Consider the following 25,328-nt stretch of genomic DNA (forward strand, 5'->3'; position numbering starts at 1 on the left):
TTTCGGTTCATTTATTTTGAACCGGAAAGCCCGCAATGCTATGGTGCCGTTGCTTCCCAAAGCACCCCGTCCGCGGAAAGGGCTGCGCCCGGTCTAATCGACATATGAACCACACGGTTTCCTTGCCTGTCTGGCGGACACAGGCTTAAGCACAGGGGAATCGTATGTCTGCTTCGCGCACATCGAAATCCGGAATCTTTGACGGCCGCCTTAACCTTGAGCAGCAGCGCAAGCGCGCCAAGGAGCTGCTGAAATCCGCCCGCGCCCAACAGGGCGATGCCCAAACCCGCATCAGTATCCACCTGCCCGGCAAAAGCATTGAGGATCTGCAACTGGCCGATAGCCAGATTGTCATCGCGCGCGAAAACGGTTTTGCCAGCTGGCCGAAACTGAAATCCCATATCGACCGGATTACCGAACATCAGCGCCAGATCGCATCGGGCCACCTGCCAACGCTCGATACGGCGCAAACCCTACATCTGCGCTGTGGCTCGGATATTTCGCATTGCCTGAAACTGGCCGGGTTTGTTGGTGCTTTCATGGAATTTTCCGATCCCTTCTGTCAGGGGCCGGTGCCGGATGTGCCCCTGCCCGACTTCATCGAAACCCGGGCGCGTTTTATCGCATCATCCTATCGCATTGATTTTCCCGATGCGCTTTCCCGCCTGCAACGCGAGTATGCCGGGCTGGCGACATTGGGCGATTATGATCATGTCGTGCTGTGGTTTGAACATGACAGTTACGATCAGCTGATCTTGGCCTTCCTGCTTGATTTCATCGCAACACTTCGCCCGCAAACCCGGCTTGATCTGATCTGTGTGGATCGGGTGCCCGGGGTCGAGCGTTTCATCGGCCTTGGTCAGCTTTCGCCCGAACTGCTGATCTGGTGCTGGGAAAATGCCCGCGCGCCGGTTTCGGATGCCATGCTGGAATGCGGTCAAACGGTCTGGCCCGCGATCCGTGCCTCAAACCCCGATGCGCTGCGCGCCATCATCGATAACGGCCAATCGCCGATCCCCTGCATGATCGCAGCCCTTGACCGCCATCTGCGCGAATTGCCCGATCCCGGAAACGGTCTTGGCCTGACGCAGGAACTGACCCTGCAAATCCTTGCCGATTTCGGTCCACTTCCGGCCGGCAAGGTTTTTGGTCATCTTATGCTGTCTTACGAACCGCTGCCGTTTCTGGGCGATCTGATGTTCCGGGGAATTCTGGCCGATATGAAGCAAACCCGGTCACCGCTTTTTGACTTCGCCGACAATCAACCGCACACGCCCTGGCCCGAACAGATATTGTCACTGACTGAAACCGGCCACGAAGTCCTTTCCGGCACCCGGAATTTCATGGAACTTTACACCGGCGAACGTTGGGTTGGCGGGATCAGGATTGCGGGAGCCGCGGTCGGTTAAACCAGCTTTCGCGTCACCCTGAAAATCTCGCCCCGCAGCCATTTATGCGGGGCGCTGGCGGCGTTGCGCACATGCCAGGACTGAGCGAAGCTGTATTCAGGGAAATCAAGCGGGAAGGTGCATTTGGCAAAGCCCGCCATGACATCGCGTTCAAGCCGCGAGGGCAGCGATGCGATCACGTCCGTCCCGCGGATCAGGCTGGCGATGCTGGCAAAGGTCGATGCCTGCAAAACCGTGCGGCGTTTGCGTCCGCAGGCATCGAGCATCTCGTCCACCGCCGAATGTTCGTTATTGCCGATGATCACGCGCGCATGGGGCACGGCGCAATATTGATCGAGCGTATCGGGTGGCACATCATGGCAATCCGCATCATAAAAGCACGCCATATGTTCGCGAAACAGGGTCTGTTGCGCGATATCGCCAACATTTTCAGTCATATGCAGGCCAATCGCCAGATCAAGCTGACCGCTTCGCAACCGGTCGATCACGTTTACATCGCCATGGATCGGTAAAATCCGAAGCCGGATATCGGCGGCATAACCGCGAATGATGCGAAACAGTTCGGGCATGATCACCGCGACCTCATAATCATTGGTGCCGATCACAAAGCGCGCGGATTGGTTCGGATCGTTCGGATCAAAGGCATCAACGCGGGCAAGGTTGCGCAAATCCTGCAACAGGATGCGCACCCGCCCGGCCATTTCATCGGCATGGGCGGTTGGCGTGATCCCCCGGCCTGACCGGACAAAAAGCGGATCGCCGACAATCTGGCGCAACCGGTCGAGCCCGTGGCTGACGGTGGGTTGCCCGACGCCAAGGCGGTTGGCGGCGGCTGTTACTGATCCCTCGTCATAGATGGTCAGGAAAAGCCGCAGCAGACGATAATCAAGGTCCAATTCATCGATATTCATACATGAATACTATCACCTTGATCGAATTGATCATATGGGAAATCAGGTGCAGTTTCATTCCATTGACGGGCCAATGCCCACCCCCGATTACCGGAGAATGAAACCATGAAAATCCTTGTTACCGGCGCAACCGGCCAGCTCGGAAGCCTTGTCGTCAAACATCTGCTGACCCGCGTTTCTGCCGATCAGATCGCCGCAAGTGTCCGCAATGTTGCCAAGGCACAGGAAATGGCCGCCAAAGGCATCGATGTCCGCCATGGCGATTTTGATGATCTTGCCCTGATGACCAATGCGTTCAAAGGCATTGATATCGCGCTGATCATTTCGGGTGAAACCGATGTTGAAACCCGCATCAAACAGCACCGTACCGCCGTTGATGCCGCCAAAGCAGCCGGTGTCAGCCATCTGGTCTATACCAGCTTTATCGATGCGCGCCCTGAAAGCCCGTTTACCTATGCCGCGATCCATGCCGACACCGAAAGCTACATCAAGGCAAGCGGCCTGTCCTTCACCCTGCTTCGCAACAGCTTCTATACCGACCTTCTGATGGCAGGCGTGCCGCATGCGCTTGAAACCGGTGATTTCGGTGCCCCGGCCGGCAATGGCAAGGTCAGCTACATTCCGCGTAACGACCTTGCCGAAGCCGTCGCTGCCGTCCTTGCCAACCCGGCCGATCACGTCAATCAGACCTACGAGCTTTCCGGCACACCCATCGGCTTTGCCGATATCGCCGCCATCATTGCCAACGCAACCGGCAAGGATATCCGTTATGCCGATCTGCCGCCCGAGGTCCATACCGGCATTCTGGCAAGCTTTGGCCTGCCCGGCCATCTGGTTGAGGCGCTAAGCGGCATGTATGTCGGCACGCGTAATGGCGATTATGAACAAACCAGCGATGATTTCGCCAAGGTTGTTGGCCGCGCACCGCAAAGCACCGCGGACTTTCTGAAAGAGGCACTGAAATGAGCCGCACCAAAACAATCCTTGCTGCCAGCCTGGTCGTCACCTTGGTTGCCATCGGCTTCGCCTTGCCCGCCCATGCGGGCGAGGTCGAAGACCGCAACACCGCCAATGTCGTCGCGTTTTATGACATGGTTTTCAATCAGCGCGATGTTGATGGCGCGATCACGAAATATATCGGCGATGAATATATCCAGCATAACCCGTTTGTTGCCGATGGCATTGACGGCTTCCGCGAGGGCATTACCGGCTGGCTGAATTCTGATGCGTCGATCCATGCCGAAATCGTCCGTACTGTCGCCGAGGGCAATCTGGTGGTTACCCATGTCAGGTCCCTTTCGGCAGAAGGCGAAAGTGCGGTAATGGATATCTTCCGCCTTGATGATGCCGGCAAGATCATCGAACACTGGGACGTCGCCCAGCCGGTCCCGGCCGAACAGGCGCATGACAACACGATGTTCTAAAACCGGGGTTCTAAAACCGGGCTTCCTCCCCTGTTGCAAAAATGAAAAACGGGCCGACTTTGGCCCGTTTTTTCATGTCTTCGATTGGGTGAAAGGATTTAGTCCTCGGCTTCAAGTTCGACAAACACAACTTCGCCGTTCTTGAGCTTGAGCCCGATCTGTCCGTGTTTGAGTTGCAGGGCATATTGCCCGAACAATTCGCGCCGCCAGCCATGCATCGCCGGGACGTCGGCATTGTCATCAGCCGCGATATTCTGCAAATCGTCGCTGGATGCCACAAGACGCTGGGCCACGCCCTTTTCCTCGGAACAGAGTTTGAGCAGCACCTTGAGCAGCTCCACCGTCGGGCCGATGCCCGATGGAAGGTCGGGGCGGAATTTTGGTTGTGGCCAATCTTCCTGCGGGCTGTCAAGCGCAGCCTGAATGGCTTCGATGATCGCCTGACCGGGTTTGCTGCTGCCGAAATTGCGGCCAACACCACGGGTCTTGTCGAGATCCTTGTCGGTCAATGGCTGCCGGGCGGCGATATCAAGCAGCGTATCATCGCGCAGAACACGGTTACGCGGCAGGTTTTTGCGCTGTGCCTCGGTCTCGCGCCATTCGCCAAGCGCGCGCGCCACCGCCAGGAATTTCGGGCTGTTGGAGCGGGTTTTAAGCCGAAGCCAGGCTTCTTTCGGATCAATCGAATAGATCGACGGATCGGTCAGGCGTTCCATTTCCTCGGCCAGCCAATAGGCCCGGCCATTGGCTTCGAGGCGTTCGTGGAAGGCTTCGTAAATCACGCGCAGATGGGTCACATCCGACAGCGCATAGCTGAGCTGCTTGGTTGAAAGCGGGCGGTGCGACCAGTCGGTAAAGCGCATCGATTTATCGATATTCTTGCGCACCACCTTGTTAACCAGCGTCTCGTAACCGACCTGATCGCCATAGCCAAGCACCATCGCCGCCACCTGGGTATCAAATACCGGGTGCGGGACCCTGCCGCTGAGATGGACGAAAATCTCGATATCCTGACGGGCGGCGTGAAACACCTTGACCACGCTTTCGTCCTGCATCAGGTCGAACAGCGGGGCAAGGTCAATGCCCTCGGCCAGCGGATCAACCGCCGCACCATTATCCGACGGTTCGGGGCTTGCCAACTGCACAAGGCAAAGCTGCGGCCAATAGGTCGAATCACGCATGAACTCGGTATCGACCGTGACATATTCGAACTGCCGGAGCTTTTCGCACAACGCGCGCAGTTCTTCTGTATTTGTAATTGGTTCCATAAACCTTGCTATAACATTGCCGGGCGTGATCCGCCAGTAGCTTCGATATGGCAGCTATCATGCGCAAAAAGCACTTAAAAACGACGTCTTAGATGATTTCATCCTCGTCGAGCAGCGGATCGGATTGCAGATGGGTTTCGATGGCATCCATGCGTTCCTGCAATTCCGATGACCGTTTGATCGCCGCCACATGGAAAAGCGCATCGCCCTGATTGACAATCGGCAGATTGGTCCGCCCGATGATCAATCCGGCATGCTTCGCCACGACCTCTGCATCGCGAAGGCCAAACGGATCGGAAACTGCGGCCACCACATCGCCCTCGTTGACGAACTCGCCCGCGATCTTGAAGGTCCTTAAAATCCCGCCGACCGGCGCACGCAGCCAGTAACTGCTTGATGATTTGAAAGGGGGGACTTTCGGATCGCGGATTGATCTGCCCGACGTCATGCCAAGCTTGCGCATCACGCGCAAAACCCCCGAAACACCGGCCCGGATCGACATTTCATCAAACCGGAGCCCCTCGCCCGCTTCATAGAGCAGGATCGGCACCTCGGCCTCCTTGCCGGCCTGGCGCAGCGACCCTTCGCGCAGCGGACTGGTCAGGATGATCGGGGCGCCGAAGGCCTCGGCATAGGCCATGATATCCTCGTCATCTTCATTGACCCTGATCTGGGGCAGGTTCACGCGGTTCACGGCTGCGGAATGCAGATCGATGCCGAAATCGGACCGTTCGACAATTTCAGTCAGGAAAAGATGGGCAAGCTGTGCGGCAAGGGAGCCCGCCGAATGACCGGGGAAACACCGATTAAGGTCGCGGCGGTCGGGCAGATAGCGCGTATGGTTCAGAAACCCGAACGCATTGACGACCGGAACCGCCAGCAAGGTTCCATGCATCCCGCGAAGGGCGGGCGATTTCAGAACCCGGCGGATGACCTCCACCCCGACGATTTCATCGCCATGCACGGCACCACTAACGAACAGAACCGGGCCGGGCCGTTTGCCATGCACCACATTGACGGTCAGATTGACCGGCGTGTGATTGGATAAAAGTGAGATCGGAATATCAACGATCTGGCGGGTGCCCGCAGGCACCCTTTTATCGCCAATCTCGAAGTCCGGGGTCCTGGCTACCTTTGCCGATCTGGCGTTGGATACTTTCTTCCCGATCTCGTTCACAGTTTATCCCTTGCCTTTGGTCCGCACCTTGCCGGGGCGGTGATCCTTTTCCATGAATTCGATAATCATTCCGGCAATGTCCTTGCCGGTTGCCCCTTCGATGCCTTCCAGCCCAGGCGATGAATTGACTTCCATCACCACCGGACCGTGGTTGGAGCGAAGAATATCGACACCACAGACATTTAGCCCCATCGCCTTGGCGGCTTCAACTGCTGTTGCACGTTCCTGCGGAGTAATACGCACGGCACGCGCCGAACCACCACGATGAATGTTGGACCGGAAATCACCCTCCGCCCCGGTGCGTTCCATGCTGGCAATGACTTTCTCGCCAATTACAAAGCAGCGAATATCGGTATTGCCCGCTTCCTTGATGAATTCCTGCACCATGATATCGACATTGGCCCCGCGGAAGGCCTCGATCACGGATTTGGCGGATTTTTCGGTTTCGCCAAGAACCACACCAATGCCCTGGGTGCCTTCCAGAAGCTTGATCACAACCGGCGCGCCGCCGACAATCGAAAGAACCTCATCGGTTTTTTTCGGATCATGGGCAAAGGCCGTCACCGGCAGGCCGACACCACGCCGCGACAGGATCTGCAAGGAGCGCAGCTTGTCACGCGACCGGCCAATCGCCACGGATTCGTTTAACGGATAAACCCCCATCATTTCAAACTGACGCAACACCGCCAGTCCGAAAAACGTCACCGAAACGCCGATACGCGGAATAACCGCGTCATACCCGGTCAGTTTCTTGCCGCCGTAATAGATTTCCGGCTTCAGCGACGTGATGTTCATCGTCACGCGCAAGGTGTTGATGACATCAATCTCGTGCCCGCGACTTTCGGCCGCCTCGACCAGCCGTTTGTGGGAGTACAGATTAGGATTGCGCGCAAGCATTGCGATTTTCATGCAATGGACTCCCGTGGTCGAGCGTTACAGAATGTGTCGAAGGTTCAACGACAGCGTCGGATCATTGTTCCGAAACGGTGCCGGATTGCAGCGCCGTATAAACCTGTTCCGGTTTCCCCGCCAGATAAGATTTTGACGGTTGGACCAAAAATCTTCCTGCCTTCATTGCCGTGCGCCCCAGCAGCATGGGAAAGCCCATCAATGAACGGTTTGCCAATGAAATCTCGACCCGGATTTTATGATGCCCGACGGCAATATGGGTCGAAATCACATAACGTTCCTCGGCCTCGCCGTTGGAACTGCGAATCTCGCGGGTTTCAACAAGCGGTGCCGTGCATTCGATACGACCATGCCCGTCACCGCGGTAATGCGGCAAGATGAATTTTACGAATTTTTGGTTATCGCGTTCAATCATGCGGGGATTAAGCGCATGAAGCGACGATGTCCGCGCCCCGGTATCGACCTTGGCCTTCATCAACGGCACGTCAAAATCCGGTAGTCCGATCCATTCGCGCCAGCCCAGAACATGTCCGGACTGGACCAGTGCATCGGTCTTGGATTTCAGGGACGGTTTAACCTTGGTCTTGCGCGGGGTCACATGCACTATCCAGTAATTTGCAATCAGGCGAATATAACGCGCAACATCTTGCCTCGCCTATCGAAAATGCGTCTGACTGCTACGTCAATCCTGTTGACCATCCATAACAGCCCGCACCAGCGGCAATGTCACCGCGCGCTTTTGCGCCAATGCCTGCCGGTCAATCGCGGCCACAAGTTCGGTAAGCGCGACAAAGCTGCGTTCGATGCGTGGCAGGATATAGGCAATGATCTGCGGGCCAGGTGCCATCTGCCGGTCGGCGAACAGCTTGATCAGAAGTCCGACCATCAAGTCGTCATCGGGCGGGGAAATTTCGCAGACCAGTGCCGCCCCCAGCCGTGATTTCAAATCCGGCAGATCGACTTTCCAGCGCGATGGGGGCTGCTGTGCGGTCATCAGCAAATGCCCGCCGCGTTCTTTGAGCATATTATAAAGATGGAAACACACCGTCTCGTCGAGGCCAAGATCGGCATCCTCGATGACAAGCCCGGTGGCATCGCCCAGAAGCACGTCCGGATTCGCCCCGACAAGGTCACGCCCCGAAACGCTTAGCGCGGCCGACCGTGCCCGCCATACTTCCGCAAGGTGGCTTTTGCCCGATCCGCGCGGACCATAAAGGCAAAGGGCAGGAACCGGCCATTCCGGCCAGTGATCAATCCATGAAACGGCTTCGCGATTACAATCGGCGACCATGAAATCGGCCCGCCCCAATGCCGGGCGCAGTTCCAGTTCCAGCGGCAACTGTTGCGGCGATAATTCCGGCATATGGCCGTCGCCACCCTTTTCGGGTGCAGCGGGCGTTTCGTCCGGGGCCGTCTTTTGGGGTGCGCGGGTCACTGTGTTCTCAATTCTCGGCGTCTTTTAACGGATCATAGGCCGGATTGTCAGGGCCGTGATCATATAACCGGCTATCCAGATACTGCCTTAAGCCATATCGCACAAGCACACCGATCACCGCAGCCACCGGTACGGCCAGCATCACACCCAGCAATCCGAAAACAGCCCCCCCGGCCAGCAGGGCAAACATCACCCAGACCGCATGCAGACCGACCTTGTCGCCGACCAGTTTCGGGGTCAGGAAGTTGCCTTCCATCACCTGCCCGGCCCCGAAAACAAGGGCGACCAGCGCCAGATCGACACTGACGCCAAACTGCGCCAATGCCACGCCCATGCCAACGGCGAACCCGGCAAACATGCCGAAATAGGGTACAAAGGACACGAGCCCGGTCATCAGGCCAATGACAAAGCCGAATTCAAGCCCAACCGCCGTCAGGCCCAGCGCGTAGAACAGGCCAAGCAAAATGCAAACCGTGGCCTGCCCGCGCACGAAGCCAGCCAGGGTTTCATCAATTTCGCGCGCGCATTGGCGGATATCCTCGGCCGAACGGCGCGGCAGATATCCATCGATCTTGGCAACGATCTTGTCCCAGTCACGCAGCAGGTAAAACGCCACAACCGGGGTAATGAACACAAGGCTGAGGAAGTTCAGCAACGCCAGCCCCCCCGAAAGCACATTGGTCAGAAGGTTGCCGACCCATTTGATCGCGTTCGCGGTCTGGCCTTTGACCGAATCCGATATGCCTTCAAGCGTTTCGGGCGCGATGCGGTCGATGATGTGCTGCACATACGGTGCTACGGTCGTCCGCAATGTGTCGATATAACCGGGCAGTCTTTCAAGGAAGCCTGCAAGCTGGCTGCCGATCATCGGCACGATCAGCAACAACACGAAAATGAAAATCAGAAAAAACAGAACCGTGATGATCGTCGTGGCAATCGTCCGGTTGATCCCGCGTGCTTCCAGCCGGTCGGCCAGCGGATCAAGGAAATAGGCAATCGCCATCCCGGCCACAAACGGCAGCAGGATGCCGGAAAAAAGCCAGATCAGAACGAAAAAACCGACAATGAAAATCAGCCAGAAACGGGCCTGTTGCCGAAACGTCATATCCGTTTTTCCCCTTGTTTCGCTGTCATGTCGCCGTGATGATGCCCGCCCCCAAAATATTTGCGAACATCCTGCACGGTTAAGCCTCAGGCGGCATTATCCGCCAATCGACAGGTCCTGCAAACGCTCCGACCCGGCAGGCTGGATGAACCAGATATCCCCCATCTGGCTCAGGCTCAGATTCTGTTGTGCCAGGGCGGTGCGAAGCTGATCGGTCGAACCGACATAATCCACAGCAATCTGTACTTCACGGCGCGACATTGCGACGACCCGGCTGTTGCGTACCACCGGAGAGTCGATAATGCGTTCCTCGATCCTGGCCCAGTCATCAAGACCGGTGATCGGAATGAACACCATCAACTGCCCGCCGGTGCCGTAATTGATCAGGTTGGCACGTTTCCAGCCGTCCGAAAGCTGGTCCTGTACGCCTTTGGCCGCGCGAACCAGCGTTTCGTTCAGGCTTTCGCCCGGCTGGGTGGTTTCGGTCACGCCAAAAATCTGTGGCGCACCGCCCGCGTCATATCGGGTGGCGGTCACATCAACCGTTTCCGCGCCGGTTTCACCACGGACCGTGGCGCTGGCGACAACGGCGACATTCGCACCATAGCGGCGGGCAAGCTCGTTCAAGCGGTCGATCGCACCATTTTCAGCCTGCTCGGCCGAAACAATGCCGATATCCTGCAAATCGCCAATTGGTGCCTTGACCGGGACCAGACCGCCCGATGCGAAATTGCGGCTCCAGATATCGCGCCACGGATTGGGGTCATCCCACAGGCTGGTGTAACCGCCCGAATGATAGACCGGCACAATGATCACCGGCTTGGACTGCAATTCGGCAAACGGGATATCGCGGAAACGCAAATAATTGCGAAGTTCGTTTTCCTTGAAGCGCACCGTCATGTCGGCGATATAGCGCACCGAGGACGTTTTCTCGTTCGAAACGCCGAAATCGCGCACCATATTATTGATGTCGTTCTGGTTTGGCGTGCCAAGACTTCTGCGGTCTTCGGGCAATGTCAGGCGTGCCACAACCTCATCGAAGGCCTTGCGCTGACCGATGGCTAGGGCCTGATCACGTGCGGCGGCGGCGGTTTCCGCACTTTCGTCAACATGCACCCCCGATACCGAAAAGATATCCTGCGCAAATACCGGAAAGGATAAGGACGCCGAAAGTCCGACGACACCTGCCAACAGCCTGAAACTTTTGAGTCTTGTAAGCACGTTTGCCTCTTTGCCCATTTTTCGATGGTTTGATGCTTCTTGTGGCACGAGTGAAGCATTCTGGAAAGAAAACTCTCCCATGCGCACCTGAGCATTGCATATTGCCCACGTTTGAGTATTTTCGGCCCAGCGGAAATTATCAAGCCCGCGTTTTTTATCAGTATGATGACTTTTGGCTTCTTATTGCCCTGATTAAAGGCGTAACCAAGGCGAAAGTTCCAGCCCCGGTTGCCAAAACCCGGCCTGATCGCCTTTACTGATGAAAAACGCGGGTTGCCCGCTTTGTTTTATCCATGCGCTTAAGCCGAGGATCACCCAATGACCGCCTCCAACGGCCTTACCTATAAGGACTCCGGTGTCGATATCGATGCTGGCAATGCCCTTGTCGATGCTATCAAACCGCTGGCCAAAGCAACCAGCAGAACCGGCGTTACCGGTGGTTTGGGGGGATTCGGCGCTTTGTTCGACCTGAAAGCTGCCGGTTATAACGACCCGGTTCTGGTTTCGTGCACCGATGGTGTCGGTACCAAGCTTAAAGTCGCCTTTCTGGCCGACAAACACGATACCGTCGGCATCGACCTTGTCGCGATGAGCGTCAATGACCTTGTGGTCCAGGGGGCAGAACCGCTTCTGTTCCTTGATTACTTTGCCACCGGCAAACTTGCCGTTGATAAGGCAACCGACGTTGTTGCCGGTATTGCCGAGGGTTGCAAACAGGCGGGATGCGCGTTGATTGGCGGGGAAACCGCCGAAATGCCGGGCATGTATGCGGACGGCGAATATGATCTGGCCGGTTTTGCGGTTGGTGCCGCCGAACGCGGCGAACTGCTTGATGGTTCCAACGTTGCCGAGGGCGATGTGATCCTTGGCCTGGCATCCAGTGGCGTTCATTCCAACGGTTATTCGCTGGTGCGCAAGGTTGTCGACATGGCCGGTCTTGGTTACGGCGATGATGCCCCGTTTGCACCGGGCAAAAATGTTGGCGAGGCGCTGCTTGAACCGACCAAAATCTATGTCAAAAGCTGTTTGGCGGCGCACAAAGCCGGTCTGGTCAAGGCGCTGGCGCATATCACCGGTGGCGGTTTGACCGAAAACGTCCCGCGCGTTTTGCCCGAAAACCTGACGGCGGTGTTTGACGCCAGCACGTGGGAATTCCTTCCGATTTTCAAATGGCTGTCCAAACAGGGCGGCATCCCGTCGGTTGAAATGGCGCGGACCTTTAACTGCGGCATTGGCATGTGCGTTGTGGTTCCGGCCGACAAGGCCGATGAGGCCGAAGCGCTTTTGCGCGAACACGGCGAAACCGTCAGCCAGATCGGTGTGATCGGCCCGCGTGCCGGTGATGGCCCGCAGGTCATCATCAAGAACATGGCCGCGGCATGGGAAAAGTAACGCCGCTAAAACTCGCGGTTCTGGTTTCGGGCGGCGGGTCGAACCTTCAGGCGATCATTGATGCCTGCAAGACGCCTGATTATCCGGCGGAAATCGTTCTGGTGTTTTCCAACCAGCTTGACGCAGGCGGGCTTGAACGGGCGCGTCGTGCCGGTATCCGGGCAGAAGCCATTTCGCACAAGGGCTTTGAAGGTGGGCGCGAAGCCTATGACAGCACGGTCAGCAACCTGATTGAAGAATCCGGTGCCGATCTGGTGGTTCTGGCGGGTTATCTGCGTCTGGTCAGTGAAAGCTTCGTGACGCGCTGGGAAGGTCGGCTGATCAATATTCACCCGTCCCTTCTGCCAAGCTTCAAGGGCCTGCACGTTCATCAGGCCGCCCTTGATGCCGGGGTGAAATATTCCGGCTGCACGGTGCATTACGTCGTGCCAGAAGTCGACAGCGGCCCGATCATTGCGCAGGCCGTGGTGCCGGTCCTGCCCGGTGATGATGCCGGTACGCTGGCGCAGCGCATCCTGAAACAGGAACATCGCATTTATCCGCAGGTGATCCGCTGGATCGCCGAGGGCCGGGTTTCGGTCGATGAAGCCGGGATCGTTACGGTCGCCGATGCGAATGCCCCGGATTTCGCGCAAATCAATCCGGTGCCTGAACCGAATTGACTGCGCCCGTGGCGGGCGATCCGCATGTGGTTCAGGGGCAGGTAAAAACCTGTCCCTTTTTTTGTCTGCTGGTATCACGAAAAATGATCTGGCAGTTTCTGATATTGGTCATATTTCATTCGCATTTTTCAGGTCTTTTCTCCTGCGACCTGTCCACCGGATCAGAGCCCCAAAAACATGAAATTATTCGTGCTGCGCCTGAATATTCCCCAAGCCATCCTGATGCATACATCCCTTCTGGCTGCTGTATTGGTGGCACCGATGCTGCTTTGTGCCGATGAAGCCCGCGCCGATGAACCGAGCTGGTCCCAACGCAAGTGCCAGTTTTACCAGTCGTTTCGCAACCAGCTTCAAACGAGCCGGGATAAAAGCGAGCTTGGAGAGGAATTTCTAAAAAGCGAAGATGCCTTTGTTGCATCGGGATGCACCGGACGCATCCATGTCTGTCCGACCACCGAGGCTGAACTCGATTACGCCAATAAAATGTCCCTGAGAATGATGAATGAAGGCGCCACGGGTTCCTTCCTGCCCTATTCCTGCGCCCCGACAGACTGACATCCGCATCGGGCTTTATTGGCCAAATGAATGATATCGCCAGTTAATCTGCGTCTTGCGTCGCAACAACTTCACGTCTATACACTGGAGAAATTCTAAACGCAGGAGGCTAATTTGCAGGGTAAAGACTACGAACTGACCAAAACCCACGTCGACATCTATAACGGCTATACCGTCTTTATGAAGTGGGGCACTCTTTCTGTTGTCGCCATTCTGATCCTGATGGCCATCTTCCTGCTGTGATCGCCTGATCGCGGGGAAAAAAATGCAAAGCTGCCGGTTTCGGCAGCTTTTTTCTTGGCCAAAAACAAACGCCTGACGTTATTTTGATGATCTTTATTCACCCCTGAAATGTGTTACGATGCGTTTGGCATTTCCCGCCAAGGGTCACGCCACACCTGTAACAAGTCAGGGAGGAAACAATGCAGGGAAGCGACTACGATAACAATCTGGTTGAGGTCCACCAGCATGGCTGGGAAAACTGGACCAAATTCATGCTCTGGAGCGTCATTTCAATTGCCGTCCTGCTGTTATTGATGGCGGCATTCCTGCTCTGATCGGCTGTATATTTCAGGCATAAAAAACGCCCCGCACATGATGCGGGGCGCTTCTTATCCGGCGAACCGAAAACCGTATTTCATATCGCTTAACCGACGATGTCGGAGCTTTAAGGCTTAACCGACGATGTCGGTCTGGGCGAAGAAATAGGAAATTTCGATTGCAGCATTTTCAAGCGAGTCCGAACCATGGACCGAGTTCGCTTCGATGGATTCTGCAAACTGTTTGCGAATGGTGCCTTCCTCGGCATTGGCCGGGTTGGTAGCGCCCATAACTTCGCGGTATTTGGCAACAGCGTTTTCGCCTTCCAGAGCCTGGACGACGACCGGGCCGGAAACCATGAAGTCCACGAGTTCGCCAAAGAACGAACGTTCCTTGTGAACAGCGTAGAAGCCTTCGGCCTGTGCACGGGTCAGAGCGACACGCTTCTGCGCGACGATGCGAAGGCCTGCGTCTTCGATGACGGCATTGATTTTGCCCGTCAGGTTGCGGCGCGTTGCGTCCGGCTTGATGATCGAAAGAGTGCGTTCGATAGCCATTGGTTTCACCTAGCTACTTGTAAAAATTCGTTACCCCCAAGAAGGGACTGCGGAAGATAAAAAAGCCGACGACAAGGCTTCCTTATCATCCGCAGACCCTAAGGTTGGCGCTATATAAACGCCCTTGGTTCGCAACGCAACACATAGTTCGGTCCGCGCAATTCAGACCTGCGCCCCTTGCATCGGGGGTTGAACAGGTGTGAAAAGCCGCCAAATCCCGTGAAACTGCGCGCCTTGCCGCCCCATCACGCACGCATTTTGTCCTGTTGGTCCTGTGATCGAGTGTTCATGACAGTTTCAAGAATCCTTGCGTCACGGCCCTCCCTGCCCTATTGAAAGCACAGATTTTCAAACGATTCCCGAACGCGGACCCGAAATGCTGCAAATTACCGACCTGACCTACCGCATTGGCGGCCGTATGATCCTTGATCACGTGACCCTGACCGTACCCGACGGGTACAAACTGGGCCTGATCGGACGTAACGGGGCCGGCAAATCCACGCTTTTGAAACTGATTTCCGGCGAAATCGCATCGGATGGCGGCGATGTATCGCTGTCTAACCGCACCCGCATGGGTGTGGTATCGCAGGAAGCCCCGGCGGGGTCGCGCTCCCTGCTTGATACGGTTCTGGATGCCGATACCGAACGGGCCGCCCTTCTGCATGAAGCCGAAAACGTTACTGATCCGAACCGGATCGCCGATATCTATACCCGGCTTGCCGATATCGATGCCCATACCGCAGAAGCCCGCGCGGCATCGATCCTGTCAGGCCTTGGTTTTGATGCCGAAGCCCAGCAACGCCCGTGCGATGATTTTTCCGGCGGCTGGCGGATGCGTGTGGCACTGGCGGCAACCCTGTTCCTGCAACCCGACCTGCTGCTGCTTGACGAGCCGACCAACCACCTTGATCTTGAAGCCACCATCTGGCTTGAAAACTATCTGATCAACTATCCCGGCACGATCATCCTGATCAGTCACGACCGCGACCTTCTGAACAAGGCGGTCAAACATATTGCCCATCTGACCGATGGCAAGGTGACGATGTATGGCGGCAATTACGACAAATTTGCCAAAACGCGCCGCGAACAGATGGAACTGGCGTCCAAGCATTACGAAAAACAGGTCGCCCAGCAAAAACACATCCAGTCCTTCATCGACCGGTTCCGCGCCAAGGCCAGCAAGGCCAAACAGGCGCAAAGCCGTATCAAGATGCTGGAAAAAATGGGACCGGCGATTGCCGTTGTCGAAGACCGCAGCATTTCGTTCGACTTCCCAAGCCCCAAGGAACTGCCACCGCCGCTGATCAATATCCATAACGGCGATGTCGGCTATGAACCCGGCAAACCGGTCTTGCGCAATATTAGCCTGCGCATTGATATGGATGACCGCATCGCGCTTCTGGGTGCCAACGGTAACGGTAAATCGACACTGGCAAAGCTTCTTGCCAACCGGCTTGAACTGATGGCCGGGGAAAAGGTTGCGTCGGGCAAGCTGCGCATCGGTTATTTTGCACAGCATCAGACCGACGAGCTTCGCCCCGATGAAACCCCGTATCAGCATATGGCTGCCCTGATGCCTGATGTCATCGAACACAAGGTCCGGGCCCAGCTTGGCCGTTTTGCGTTTGAAGGCCAGAAAGGTGACACCAAGGTCAAGGACCTTTCGGGTGGGGAAAAGGCGCGTCTGCTGTTTGCGCTGATGACGCTTGATGCGCCGCATATGCTGATCCTTGACGAACCGACCAACCACCTTGATATCGACAGCCGCGATGCGCTTAATCATGCGCTTAATGCCTATGAAGGTGCGGTGATCATCATCAGCCACGATCCCTATCTGATCGAAGCCTGTGCGGATCGACTTATTCTGGTTGCCGATGGTGCGGTTAGCGCCTTTGACGGCGACGTTGCCGAATATCGCCAGTATCTGCTGAACCGGGCGCGTGATGAACGCCGCGCGGACAAGGCAGAAGCCAACGAAAACGGCGAACCGGCACGACCAGAGGACAAGGGCAACCGCAAGGCGCTCCGCCAGCAGGCTGCCGAAAAGCGCAAGGCTGCAGCCCCCATCAAGCGCGAGATTGAAAATCTTGAAAAGCAGATGGAAAAGCTGACCGCGCGTCGTGACAAAATCAAGGACGAGATGGCCGATCCGACGCTTTACGAGCCTGATAACGCCACCAAACTGACCACCTTGCAAAAAGACCTCGGCAAGATCGAAAACGAACTGGCCGAGATCGAAACCCGCTGGATGGAAAAGCAGGAAGAATACGAACAGAAGGTGGCGTAAGCCGCCGCCTTCTGGCGTCTCCCCTGTTTTGACGTCAATCCCGCCCCACTGCCATCAAGTCGCCGAATTCTCCCCGCAGCTTTTCCCAAGGGCAAAGCAAACAATGCGGGAGATGGACCATGGTTGAACTCATCTATGGGACCGACGGGGCAGATGTGCTTGTCGGAACAGAGCAGGACGATCATATCTTTGGGCGCGCGGGCGGTGATTATATCCGTGGACTTGGCGGAAATGACCGCTTCTATGAGATCGGACCGGGGGACGATACGCTTGATGGCGGTGCCGGTCATGATCATTTCCATGCAAGTATCGGTGACGACACGCTGCTTGGCGGGTCGGGCAATGACAAACTTGATGGCGGCCCGGGGGCCGATGTCATTGATGGCGGTCCCGGCCGCGATGAAATTCGATTTTCCTATTCAAATGACTCGGCCAAGGAAGGCGTCATCGTCAATCTTGCCACCGGCATTGGTGTGGGCGGCGATGCGGATGGCGACCGCTATTTCAATATCGAAGACATCCGTGATTCACGCTATGGCGACATTCTGATCGGCGATGACGGCAACAACGCCTTTTTCCAAACTGGTGCTGGCGACGGTGATGTGATGAATGGCGGCGGCGGCGATGACACTTTCTATGCCGCATATGGCTCTGCTTTTTCTGAGGAACAGACAAGCATTTTCATCGGCGGCGAAGGGTCTGACACCATTAGCTATATCGCCGGTTGGGGCAATGATGCGCCCTATGGTGAATATGGTCCGCAACCGGTGATCAATCTTGAAACCGGATCGGGGCGCACCGGCGATCATTTCGTCAGTATCGAAAATGTCGATGGCAGCAATCAAAGCGACCTGATCATCGGTGATGAAAACGATAACCACCTGATCGGCAACAAGGGCGGCGATACCATATATGGCCGCGATGGCGACGACGTCATTGTCGGCGAAAACATCCATGGCGAAGCCGGAAATGATACGCTCACCGGCGAATGGTATGATGTCTCGCTTTATGGCGGCGACGGCCATGACACACTTGATGCTGGCCCCATCGCCCATGAAGCCTTCTCCGACAACATCCTTTCGGGCGGCGGCGGCAATGACTGGCTTCAGGGCAATATCGGCGACGATACTTTCGTCTTCGACGCCGAAGCCTCCAGCCGGGATCGTGTGGTTGATTTCGAAAGCGGCAATGACGGCGATACCCTGCTCCTCACCGCTGATCTTCAGGCCAGATCGGGCATTACCGATTTCGACAGCCTGCTTGATCATGCGACTGAAACCGATGGCGGTGATCTTTACATCGATTTCAGCAACGGCGATCCATGGACCTTTGGGGTGATTATCGAAGACATCACCAAGGACGACCTGACACCCGACAATGTCGAGTTCGGCTAGGCCCCGCCCCCGAAACACCAAAGGCCGTCCGGTTTATCGCAAGGCGGCCTTTTTCTTCGGCATTTCCCGTTTCTGATCTTGTCCGTCAGGTTGCAGTTGGTTGATAGATCCCTGGCACGAAATAGCTGTATCGCTTTCGAACTGTTCGGAATACCGATCAACAAGGTGATCGCGAATGTTGCCGGTTAACCAAACCCTTCAGGCGATTTGGTCAAATCCTTGCGCCTGATGCGTCAAAACCAATTCCCAATGCCAATAACCAGCGACCGAAACCGTCCGGAAAGGATGACACAGCAAGCTATTGTCAAACCATAAGAACTTGCAAAAAATATATCCACAATGTAGAAAAAGCAACAATCACATCAATCATTGATTTAGTCCGGGCGCAAAAGTGCGGGCGATTAATTGTACCAATTTATCGTTCTGCCATTAATGCGAAAGAGTCCCCGGATTGACAAAACTGAAACCGGTTCCCGTATCAAACTTTGACACCAATGATATCGATCCGCGTCACCGCTTTGACGCATGGCAGGAAAATATCGGTATCTTTTTTGATGTAATGATGTCCGATCATGAATGTCATCTCACGAATTTTTTTGCACAGATCGATGTTTACGACCTTCAGGAAACGGTTTTTGGTGTCACCAGATCACAAGCCCAGCAGTTTTTACGGCATCCCCGCCGAGTGATCGATGATGATATGGACCACATTCTGGTTCAGCTTTTCCTGCAGGGCGGCGGCCTTACCAAAGACAATGAGCGCATTGTCGCGGGCGACATGCTTATCATCGATCTTTCTTACCCCCATGACATGATCACGGGTGATTTTGAAAACCTTACGCTTGTTCTGCCACGGGAATTGCGACCAGATATATCGGATATGCTCGCGCCACTGCATGGACTGAAGCTTTCCAAGGACAACCCGATGGTCCGCTTTATGGCCACCGGTTTTCTGAACCTTTGGAAGAACATTCCTGACATGACAACTCAACAAGCTGTTAGTGCCGTGCAAGGAACTCTCGGCCTGATGCAAGGATGCTTGCTGTGCGAAGGCCTGCTTCCCGAGGAAATCGACGCGCCAACATCAGTTGCCCTTGCAAAGGGCATCTACCGCTATATTGATGTCAACCTTGCCGAATGCATCACGCCAGCAAGCCTTGCCCTGATCTTTCGAATGTCAAGAACACATATCTATCGCATTTTTGCCCCGCATGGCGGGGTCGCAAATTATCTTTGGGATCGCCGTTTGCAGCGGAGCTTTCAATTGCTGTCGCAACAGCGTTACAGCCACAAGAACATTGGCAGCATTGCCTTTGAATGCGGTTTTAACAGTGAGTCCCATTTTAGCCGCGCATTCCGCGCCAAATTCCATTCAACACCAAGTCAGATCCGTGCCGATGCCGTGAACGCCCGATTGCATCATCACGGCAAAGCCACAACGTCAACCGGCTACGCCGCAGGGTTGCCAAACTGGGTGCGGCGGCTGTAACGCTTTAGAACCGGTATTCCAGCCCCAGATAGCCTGAAGCAGTGCGTTCGTCGCCAGTTGCAAGCCCCAGTTCCATGTCTGCGACAACCGTCATCCGCCGGTCCACGTCATAGCGCATATTGCCCCCGACATATCCCCCGTACGAGGACGTATCACCGGTTCCCTGATAGCGTAAAACCGGACCGTTGCCGAGCCCGACATCAACACTGTCACGCCCGAAATAGCTGTATTTCATCCCGCCGCGCAGTTCCATCTCGCCCCGGCCATCTGCAAGCGCCTGACGGGCTGCCAATTGCAAACGCCCGTTGATCACATCCACACCATGCCCCTGAACGCGAAGGTTCGATGATGTCGTACCGGTTTCGGTATATTCACCGTAATAGCCATAGGTGTAATTAACTTCGGCCGATGGCCGCAATTCAATCCCGCCGCCGATGTCAATCGACCGGACCACCGCCAGTGACGGACTGATATAGACACTGTTGTAATCTGATTGTGCGGTTTCCTCGCCGGTCAGGTTATCGACCACAAGACGTTTATCCTGATGGCGTTGATAGCCGACGACCAACGCCCCGTCGATAGCCCAGTCGCCGACAACATATTCACCATATCCGCCGACAAAAAAGCCGTTGCTGTCACTTTCGACCGATGCCTCGTCGGTTTTCATCCCTGCAACGGACGCCCCGCCAAACACACCGATACTGTGGTCATCAATCGGCTTTTCATATCCGCCGATCACGCCACCAACCCGGCTGCGATAGCCCAAATTCGCCCCGTCATCGCCGCGTTTTTTGTACCCACCAAAAACATGTCCCCAGACAAAGGGCATCTGCGGCGCATATAACATACCCGGTTCAAGTTCGCTGGCCGCGACCACAACCGATTGCGGTTTGTTTGATCGTGCCAGTTGCTGGCTGACCGCCTGATGAATGCCGGCTGCCGTCGTTCCCAGCGCCGCCCGATTGGCAGCAAGACCTGTCGGATCTGCGATCACCACCGTCGATCCACTTTGCCGGACAAGCCCCTCACCGCCAGCCGATGTATTCACCGTACCGGCATTGCTGATGCTCAGGGTCGATGACCGCGCCCCGGCGGATGTATCGATATTGACCGCATTGGTGCCTGCACCAAGATTAATCGTCCCGACAATCGTCGCACCTGGTTTGATGTTCAGGGTCTGGTTGCTCGACCCCACAATCGCCTCGGTCGCCGACCCGGTCGCAATCACCTTCCCGCTGACATTGATCGTCCCGTTGGCCCCTGTGGATCTGATCCCGGCAAGTCCTGCACCCGATACGGTGACGGTTCCGCCGTCACTGACCGTAAGGGTGTTGCCGCTACCGGTTGATCGTATTCCGTCGGCATTCGTGCTGGTAATCGCACCGCTATTGACAAGTGTCGAATTATTTCCGTCGCTCCGCATGCCCTCGCCATCGCTGCCGCTTGTGGTAATCGTACCGCTATTGACAGCTGTTACGCCATTCCCGTCAGCGTACATGCCACGGGAACGAACTCCGCTTGTCGTGATTGTACCGCTATTGGAAAGTGTCGAACCGCTATTGGTGCTTCCGATGCCATAGGAATCTGTTCCGCTTGTCGTAATCGTACCGCTATTAACGAGTGTCGAATTGGCGTTGGCGCTGTTTAGACCGTACGAACCATCTCCGCTTGTCGTAAGCGTGCCGTTATTGACAAGTGTCGAATTGGTTCCGGTGCCATTTATGGCATGGGCATTCGCACCGCCTGTCGTAAGCGTGCCATTGTTGAAAAATTTAGAACCCGGCCCGAAACTGGCCATTCCGTAACCGCTCGCTGCGTCTGTCCGAATTGTACCGTTATTAACAAACTGCGCATTTCTAGCCCCCCCATCACCAAATATGCCCACGCGCCCGCCACCCACCGTCGTGATCGTGCCGTTATTGGTCACACGCACGCCGTCTGCGCTAACAGTGATGGCGGCGCTATTCGCCGGCGTCGTAACATTGAGAACCCCGCCCTGCTCGATCAATCCGGTTTCCCCGACGCTCAGGGTTTTGGCAACCGTATCGGTGACACCGCCAGAAACGGTAAAATCTGCGGCCTGCGCCGCATGACCCGATAATGCTGCACCAACCAACGCCAAGGGAACTACCCGTCGACGTAACAATCTGAATCCCTTAGCCATTTATCCCCCCAATGATGCCGGAGAGAATAACACGCCTAAGATTTTTGTTTTGACTGAGCATCCCAAATTATTGTTACGAGCGTACAGAACGACATGCTTTGATCCGAAACCAGTCCTGACTTTGGCTGGGCATTGATGCGCCAATAGTTCGGTGAGCAACGCATTTAAAGACAAAGCTTTATTCTCAGGCTTCGTCGCGATTTCACCTGCCCTGATCCAGAAAAACGAAAGGCCGCCCGATTATGACAGGGCGGCCTTTGTTCTGTTCAGGTTGCGGTGGGCTGATTGACCCTGGCCGAAAGGGCCGCGTGGCTTTCCACCCGTTCGGAATACCGATCGACAAGGTGATCGCGAATATCGCGGGTTAACAGCGTGAACTTCACCAGTTCTTCCATCACATCGACAATCCGGTCGTAATAGGGGGACGGCTTCATGCGCCCCGCCTCATCAAACTCGTTCCATGCCTTGGCAACCGATGACTGATTGGGAATGGTCAATAACCGCATCCAGCGCCCCAGAATGCGCAACTGATTGACCGTGTTAAAGCTTTGGCTGCCGCCGCACACCTGCATCACGGCCAATGTCTTGCCCTGCGTCGGGCGCACCGCGCCAAGCGAAAGCGGTATCCAGTCGATCTGGCTTTTCATAAGGCCGGTCATCGCCCCATGCCGCTCGGGCGAGGACCACACCATCCCCTCGCACCAGCTTACCAGATCGCGAAGCTCCGCCACTTTGGGATGATCGGCACCGGTTTCGTCGACCAAGGGCAGGCCAGCGGGGTTGAATATCCGGACATCTGCACCAAACCGGGTCAGGATGCGCGCGGCCTCCTCGGCGGCGAAACGCGAAAAGCTGCGTTCACGAAGCGAGCCATAAAGCACCAATATGCGCGGCGCATGGGTACTGTGTGCCTTGGGGAACAATGCCGCAGCCGGGATTGGTGCGAACTGTTCGTCCTGAATATTGGGGGTATCAGCCAACGCGCGCTCCTTTCTCGTTTAAAATCATTTCGCCGTCTTCCTTGTAAAGCGGCCCGGCCGGCAGGTGATCGAGCAGATCAAGTACCGTTTCGGATGGGCGACACAACCGAACCCCTTTGGGCGATGCGACAATCGGCCGGTTGACCAGAACCGGGTGTGCCAGCATCGCCGAGATCAGGGCATCGTCCGATATCGCGTCATCAAGCAAGCCCAATTCTGCGGCGGGTGATCTGGTCGTGCGCAATGCTGTGCGCGGCGTCAGGTCGGCAGCGGCAAAAAGAGCGATAAGCTGCGGTCGGGTCCAGCCTTCTTTCAGATATTCGATCACCTGATAGGGATCGCCGGATTTCTCGATGATATCGAGGACATTGCGCGATGTGCCGCAATCCGGATTGTGGTGGACAACGATCATGGCAGAACCTTATGAAACCTTGTTTTGTGCTTCGGGGAAATGGGCGCGTGTCCGGTTGGCAAAAGCCACCAGCGACAACATCACCGGCACCTCGACCAGAACACCCACCACGGTTGCCAATGCCGCCCCGGAATTCAGGCCAAACAGACTGATCGCCACCGCAACCGCCAGTTCGAAAAAGTTTGATGTCCCGATCATCGCGCAGGGGGCAGCCATCCGATGCGGAATACGCAGCAGGAACGCCGCCCCATAGGCCAGCGCGAAAATCCCGTAGCTTTGAATGAGGATCGGCACCGCAATCAGGACAATCACCAGGGGCTGTCGCAGGATCACATCGCCCTGAAGCCCGAACAGAATGGCGACCGTCGCAATCAGGCCAAGGATCGACCATGGCTTGACCCGGGCGGAAAATCTTTCGATTGCGTCCTTTGATCCCAGGATCCGGCGCGTTAGCAACCCGGCCAGAAGCGGCAGAACCACATAAAGCACGGTTGCCAGAACCAGTGTTTCCCAAGGGACGGCAATGTCGGTCACGCCGAGCAACAATGCGACAATCGGCGCAAATGCCACGACCATGATCAGATCATTGACCGATACCTGTACCAGCGTGTAGGTCGCATCACCCCGCGTCAGTTGCGACCAGACAAACACCATCGCCGTGCACGGTGCCGCCCCCAGAAGGATCAGACCGGCGATATATTGCGCGGCGTCAGCTGGTGCGATCCAGGGGGCAAAAACATGTTCGAAAAACACCACCGCCAGAAACGCCATGGTGAACGGCTTGATCAGCCAGTTGACCACCAGCGTCACCAGAAGCCCCTTGGGCTGGCGGGCCACCCCGGCCACGGCGGCGAAATCAACCCCGACCATCATCGGATAGACCATCGCCCAGATCAGGACGGCGACCACAAGATTGATCGACGCCACCTCGCTTGCGGCAATCGCATCGACAAGCCCCGGGGCAACCACGCCGATCACAACCCCGCCAATCATGGCAAGCCCGACCCAAAGGGTCAGAAACCGTTCGAACACGCCAAGTTTGCCACTATCGGCACTGCAATCGGCACCATTGTTTGCGCGATTATTCTCTGTCATCGGAATTCCCTGTGATCGCTGTGGTCGCTGTGGTCGCTGTGGTCGCTGTGGTCGCTGTGATTATCGGCAGGTTTTGTTCAACATCGGCAGACAGATATCCTCCCGCCCGCCACAACAATCTTCCATCAGAAACACCAGAAGATCGCGCATCGTGCCGATCTCGGCAAAATAGCGGATCGCCCGCCCTTCGCGCACCGACCGAACCAATCCGGCAGTCGACAGGATGTTCAGATTGTTCGAAAGCGTATTGGCGCGGATATCAAGTGCTGCAGCAATATCCCCGGCAATCATGCCTTCCGGTTCCGCCTTGATCAGCAGCCGGAAAATATCAAGCCGAACATCATGCGCCAGCGCCGATAATGCGTTTAAGGTATCTATCTTTTCCATAATTCATGAAATATCGAATTATAAAGATAAGCGCAATGGAAAATATGCGCAAATCACGATCAGGTTCCCGTGACCTGCCCCCACCCCGAACTGGCACAGTTTCAAAACTGGCTCAAGTCAGCTCTTTCAATCCTGTCGGTGTCTCGATCTGCGCCCGATAACGGACGTCGGCCCCCTGAATGATCGCAGGTGGACGATCAATGGAAAGTTCGCGATAGAGTGCCTCGACGAACGCAGGGTCGGGATGCTCCATCCTCATCGAAACAAGGCGCGCGCCCAAATCGGGGATTTCCGCCATTGATGTCGGGTCACCCTGATGATCAATGATCGATGGTGCAGCACCATCCAGCGGTAACGAGCCATCAGCAGGAATGGCAAAGGCGAAAGTCGGCTCCGCTGTCGGCAAAAGCACCTTTTCGCCAAAAATCGCGCCATGGGCTGAAACAACGGAATCAATGGATTTTGTCGCGGCAACCCAGCCCCGCAAACGACGGCCTTCTTCCCAATCCGATCTGACACGAAAAGTAAATTCAACATCGAACACAGCTCCCCCCT

The 25,328-nt window shown here is 55.9% G+C and carries 26 protein-coding genes; 11 read left to right on the forward strand and 15 right to left on the reverse strand.

The annotated features are described in order from the left end of the window. Positions 1 to 164 precede the first annotated feature (164 nt). Complete coding sequence (locus tag SMB34_RS06795; protein WP_037988758.1) at positions 165 to 1,409, forward strand: DUF1835 domain-containing protein; 1,245 nt, start codon at positions 165 to 167, stop codon at positions 1,407 to 1,409. Here SMB34_RS06795 and SMB34_RS06800 read toward each other — a convergent pair. Then, positions 1,406 to 2,320 carry a LysR family transcriptional regulator gene (locus SMB34_RS06800; RefSeq protein ID WP_037988761.1) on the reverse strand — a complete coding sequence of 305 codons (915 nt, stop codon included), beginning with the start codon at positions 2,318 to 2,320 and terminating at the stop codon, positions 1,406 to 1,408. The two genes, SMB34_RS06795 and SMB34_RS06800, sit on opposite strands and share 4 nt — an antisense overlap. Before the next feature lie 105 nt (positions 2,321 to 2,425). Here SMB34_RS06800 and SMB34_RS06805 point away from each other — a divergent pair, with 105 nt between their 5' ends. Together SMB34_RS06805 and SMB34_RS06810 are read left to right on the forward strand one after the other, a co-directional pair. Beyond that, the gene (locus tag SMB34_RS06805) at positions 2,426 to 3,286 is read left to right on the forward strand and encodes an SDR family oxidoreductase (protein WP_037988762.1); all 861 of its coding nucleotides are present in this window, start codon (positions 2,426 to 2,428) and stop codon (positions 3,284 to 3,286) included. After that, positions 3,283 to 3,744, forward strand: coding sequence for a nuclear transport factor 2 family protein (locus tag SMB34_RS06810; RefSeq protein WP_037988764.1), 462 nt, complete (start codon positions 3,283 to 3,285; stop codon positions 3,742 to 3,744). Before SMB34_RS06805 ends, SMB34_RS06810 begins: the two co-directional genes overlap by 4 nt. Before the next feature lie 98 nt (positions 3,745 to 3,842). Here the strand turns inward: SMB34_RS06810 and rnd are convergent, their stop codons facing one another. The 7 genes from rnd to SMB34_RS06845 all read right to left on the reverse strand — a co-directional run bounded on the left by rnd (position 3,843) and on the right by SMB34_RS06845 (position 10,859). Continuing rightward, positions 3,843 to 5,012 carry a ribonuclease D gene (rnd, locus tag SMB34_RS06815; RefSeq protein WP_037988767.1) on the reverse strand — a complete coding sequence of 390 codons (1,170 nt, stop codon included), beginning with the start codon at positions 5,010 to 5,012 and terminating at the stop codon, positions 3,843 to 3,845. Between the two features lie 88 nt (positions 5,013 to 5,100). Continuing rightward, positions 5,101 to 6,189, reverse strand: a complete 1,089-nt coding sequence (locus SMB34_RS06820) for a succinylglutamate desuccinylase/aspartoacylase family protein (protein WP_007090853.1) — start codon at positions 6,187 to 6,189, stop codon at positions 5,101 to 5,103. A gap of 3 nt (positions 6,190 to 6,192) precedes the next feature. Continuing rightward, the gene (rimK, locus tag SMB34_RS06825) at positions 6,193 to 7,098 is read right to left on the reverse strand and encodes a 30S ribosomal protein S6--L-glutamate ligase (RefSeq protein ID WP_007090852.1); all 906 of its coding nucleotides are present in this window, start codon (positions 7,096 to 7,098) and stop codon (positions 6,193 to 6,195) included. Positions 7,099 to 7,159: 61 nt separating this feature from the next. Next, positions 7,160 to 7,696: an ATP-dependent zinc protease family protein gene (locus SMB34_RS06830; RefSeq protein ID WP_007090851.1), complete on the reverse strand. Its 537-nt coding sequence runs from the start codon at positions 7,694 to 7,696 to the stop codon at positions 7,160 to 7,162. Positions 7,697 to 7,780: 84 nt separating this feature from the next. Next, positions 7,781 to 8,533 (reverse strand): HdaA/DnaA family protein, encoded by a 753-nt coding sequence (locus SMB34_RS06835; protein ID WP_007090850.1) that lies wholly within the window; start codon positions 8,531 to 8,533, stop codon positions 7,781 to 7,783. A gap of 7 nt (positions 8,534 to 8,540) precedes the next feature. After that, on the reverse strand, positions 8,541 to 9,638 hold the full coding sequence (locus SMB34_RS06840; RefSeq protein WP_007090849.1) for an AI-2E family transporter: 1,098 nt from the start codon (positions 9,636 to 9,638) through the stop codon (positions 8,541 to 8,543). A 96-nt stretch (positions 9,639 to 9,734) separates the two neighbouring features. Beyond that, entirely contained in the window at positions 9,735 to 10,859 is a 1,125-nt protein-coding gene (locus SMB34_RS06845; RefSeq protein WP_240478767.1) for a DUF2066 domain-containing protein, read from the reverse strand. Positions 10,860 to 11,177: 318 nt separating this feature from the next. On the opposite strand from SMB34_RS06845, the gene purM reads away from it, so the two are divergent. The 5 genes from purM (at position 11,178) to SMB34_RS21025 (ending at position 14,025) form a co-directional block, all read left to right on the forward strand. Beyond that, complete coding sequence (gene purM / locus SMB34_RS06850; protein WP_007090847.1) at positions 11,178 to 12,251, forward strand: phosphoribosylformylglycinamidine cyclo-ligase; 1,074 nt, start codon at positions 11,178 to 11,180, stop codon at positions 12,249 to 12,251. Further along, positions 12,239 to 12,913, forward strand: a complete 675-nt coding sequence (gene purN, locus SMB34_RS06855) for a phosphoribosylglycinamide formyltransferase (RefSeq protein ID WP_037988772.1) — start codon at positions 12,239 to 12,241, stop codon at positions 12,911 to 12,913. The genes purM and purN overlap by 13 nt, the downstream gene beginning before the upstream one ends. Positions 12,914 to 13,090: 177 nt before the next feature. After that, positions 13,091 to 13,468 (forward strand): hypothetical protein, encoded by a 378-nt coding sequence (locus tag SMB34_RS06860; RefSeq protein ID WP_037988774.1) that lies wholly within the window; start codon positions 13,091 to 13,093, stop codon positions 13,466 to 13,468. Positions 13,469 to 13,582: 114 nt separating this feature from the next. Then, on the forward strand, positions 13,583 to 13,711 hold the full coding sequence (locus tag SMB34_RS20855) for an aa3-type cytochrome c oxidase subunit IV (RefSeq protein ID WP_007091417.1): 129 nt from the start codon (positions 13,583 to 13,585) through the stop codon (positions 13,709 to 13,711). A gap of 179 nt (positions 13,712 to 13,890) precedes the next feature. Then, positions 13,891 to 14,025, forward strand: coding sequence for an aa3-type cytochrome c oxidase subunit IV (locus SMB34_RS21025; RefSeq protein ID WP_110252298.1), 135 nt, complete (start codon positions 13,891 to 13,893; stop codon positions 14,023 to 14,025). 117 nt (positions 14,026 to 14,142) lie between these two features. Here the strand turns inward: SMB34_RS21025 and ndk are convergent, their stop codons facing one another. Beyond that, complete coding sequence (gene ndk, locus SMB34_RS06865) at positions 14,143 to 14,565, reverse strand: nucleoside-diphosphate kinase (protein ID WP_007091418.1); 423 nt, start codon at positions 14,563 to 14,565, stop codon at positions 14,143 to 14,145. Between the two features lie 376 nt (positions 14,566 to 14,941). Here ndk and SMB34_RS06870 point away from each other — a divergent pair, with 376 nt between their 5' ends. The 3 genes from SMB34_RS06870 to SMB34_RS06880 all read left to right on the forward strand — a co-directional run bounded on the left by SMB34_RS06870 (position 14,942) and on the right by SMB34_RS06880 (position 19,735). Next, positions 14,942 to 16,852, forward strand: a complete 1,911-nt coding sequence (locus SMB34_RS06870) for an ABC-F family ATP-binding cassette domain-containing protein (RefSeq protein WP_037988776.1) — start codon at positions 14,942 to 14,944, stop codon at positions 16,850 to 16,852. A 119-nt stretch (positions 16,853 to 16,971) separates the two neighbouring features. Further along, positions 16,972 to 18,246: a calcium-binding protein gene (locus SMB34_RS06875; protein ID WP_037988777.1), complete on the forward strand. Its 1,275-nt coding sequence runs from the start codon at positions 16,972 to 16,974 to the stop codon at positions 18,244 to 18,246. A gap of 451 nt (positions 18,247 to 18,697) precedes the next feature. Further along, positions 18,698 to 19,735, forward strand: coding sequence for a helix-turn-helix domain-containing protein (locus SMB34_RS06880; RefSeq protein WP_037988780.1), 1,038 nt, complete (start codon positions 18,698 to 18,700; stop codon positions 19,733 to 19,735). A gap of 4 nt (positions 19,736 to 19,739) precedes the next feature. Here SMB34_RS06880 and SMB34_RS06885 read toward each other — a convergent pair whose 3' ends face one another. From SMB34_RS06885 to SMB34_RS06910, 6 genes are all read right to left on the reverse strand, one after another. Further along, positions 19,740 to 21,857, reverse strand: a complete 2,118-nt coding sequence (locus tag SMB34_RS06885) for an autotransporter outer membrane beta-barrel domain-containing protein (protein WP_037988782.1) — start codon at positions 21,855 to 21,857, stop codon at positions 19,740 to 19,742. A 308-nt stretch (positions 21,858 to 22,165) separates the two neighbouring features. Continuing rightward, the gene (gene arsH / locus SMB34_RS06890) at positions 22,166 to 22,879 is read right to left on the reverse strand and encodes an arsenical resistance protein ArsH (RefSeq protein WP_037988784.1); all 714 of its coding nucleotides are present in this window, start codon (positions 22,877 to 22,879) and stop codon (positions 22,166 to 22,168) included. Continuing rightward, positions 22,872 to 23,291, reverse strand: a complete 420-nt coding sequence (locus SMB34_RS06895; protein WP_037988786.1) for an arsenate reductase family protein — start codon at positions 23,289 to 23,291, stop codon at positions 22,872 to 22,874. The genes arsH and SMB34_RS06895 overlap by 8 nt, the downstream gene beginning before the upstream one ends. 9 nt (positions 23,292 to 23,300) lie before the next feature. Then, entirely contained in the window at positions 23,301 to 24,386 is a 1,086-nt protein-coding gene (gene arsB / locus SMB34_RS06900) for an ACR3 family arsenite efflux transporter (protein ID WP_007091425.1), read from the reverse strand. 60 nt (positions 24,387 to 24,446) lie between these two features. Further along, complete coding sequence (locus SMB34_RS06905) at positions 24,447 to 24,773, reverse strand: ArsR/SmtB family transcription factor (protein ID WP_007091426.1); 327 nt, start codon at positions 24,771 to 24,773, stop codon at positions 24,447 to 24,449. Between the two features lie 112 nt (positions 24,774 to 24,885). After that, the gene (locus tag SMB34_RS06910) at positions 24,886 to 25,317 is read right to left on the reverse strand and encodes a VOC family protein (RefSeq protein WP_240478768.1); all 432 of its coding nucleotides are present in this window, start codon (positions 25,315 to 25,317) and stop codon (positions 24,886 to 24,888) included. Between the last annotated feature and the right edge of the window lie 11 nt (positions 25,318 to 25,328).

This window comes from Thalassospira permensis NBRC 106175 (genome assembly GCF_000714555.1).
Classification (GTDB): Bacteria; Pseudomonadota; Alphaproteobacteria; order Rhodospirillales; family Thalassospiraceae; genus Thalassospira; species Thalassospira xiamenensis.

What these genes read in the sequence shown, in the direction of transcription:
- SMB34_RS06870 (WP_037988776.1), top strand. Translation starts at nt 14,942, where the DNA reads ATGCTGCAAATTACCGACCTGACCTACCGCATTGGCGGCCGTATGATC.
- SMB34_RS21025 (WP_110252298.1), top strand. Translation starts at nt 13,891, where the DNA reads ATGCAGGGAAGCGACTACGATAACAATCTGGTTGAGGTCCACCAGCAT.
- ndk (WP_007091418.1), bottom strand. Translation starts at nt 14,565, where the DNA reads ATGGCTATCGAACGCACTCTTTCGATCATCAAGCCGGACGCAACGCGC.
- rimK (WP_007090852.1), bottom strand. Translation starts at nt 7,098, where the DNA reads ATGAAAATCGCAATGCTTGCGCGCAATCCTAATCTGTACTCCCACAAA.
- SMB34_RS06860 (WP_037988774.1), top strand. Translation starts at nt 13,091, where the DNA reads ATGAAATTATTCGTGCTGCGCCTGAATATTCCCCAAGCCATCCTGATG.
- arsB (WP_007091425.1), bottom strand. Translation starts at nt 24,386, where the DNA reads ATGACAGAGAATAATCGCGCAAACAATGGTGCCGATTGCAGTGCCGAT.
- SMB34_RS06800 (WP_037988761.1), bottom strand. Translation starts at nt 2,320, where the DNA reads ATGAATATCGATGAATTGGACCTTGATTATCGTCTGCTGCGGCTTTTC.
- SMB34_RS06905 (WP_007091426.1), bottom strand. Translation starts at nt 24,773, where the DNA reads ATGGAAAAGATAGATACCTTAAACGCATTATCGGCGCTGGCGCATGAT.
- rnd (WP_037988767.1), bottom strand. Translation starts at nt 5,012, where the DNA reads ATGGAACCAATTACAAATACAGAAGAACTGCGCGCGTTGTGCGAAAAG.
- purM (WP_007090847.1), top strand. Translation starts at nt 11,178, where the DNA reads ATGACCGCCTCCAACGGCCTTACCTATAAGGACTCCGGTGTCGATATC.
- SMB34_RS06795 (WP_037988758.1), top strand. Translation starts at nt 165, where the DNA reads ATGTCTGCTTCGCGCACATCGAAATCCGGAATCTTTGACGGCCGCCTT.
- SMB34_RS06895 (WP_037988786.1), bottom strand. Translation starts at nt 23,291, where the DNA reads ATGATCGTTGTCCACCACAATCCGGATTGCGGCACATCGCGCAATGTC.
- SMB34_RS06805 (WP_037988762.1), top strand. Translation starts at nt 2,426, where the DNA reads ATGAAAATCCTTGTTACCGGCGCAACCGGCCAGCTCGGAAGCCTTGTC.
- SMB34_RS06875 (WP_037988777.1), top strand. Translation starts at nt 16,972, where the DNA reads ATGGTTGAACTCATCTATGGGACCGACGGGGCAGATGTGCTTGTCGGA.
- SMB34_RS06810 (WP_037988764.1), top strand. Translation starts at nt 3,283, where the DNA reads ATGAGCCGCACCAAAACAATCCTTGCTGCCAGCCTGGTCGTCACCTTG.
- purN (WP_037988772.1), top strand. Translation starts at nt 12,239, where the DNA reads ATGGGAAAAGTAACGCCGCTAAAACTCGCGGTTCTGGTTTCGGGCGGC.
- SMB34_RS06840 (WP_007090849.1), bottom strand. Translation starts at nt 9,638, where the DNA reads ATGACGTTTCGGCAACAGGCCCGTTTCTGGCTGATTTTCATTGTCGGT.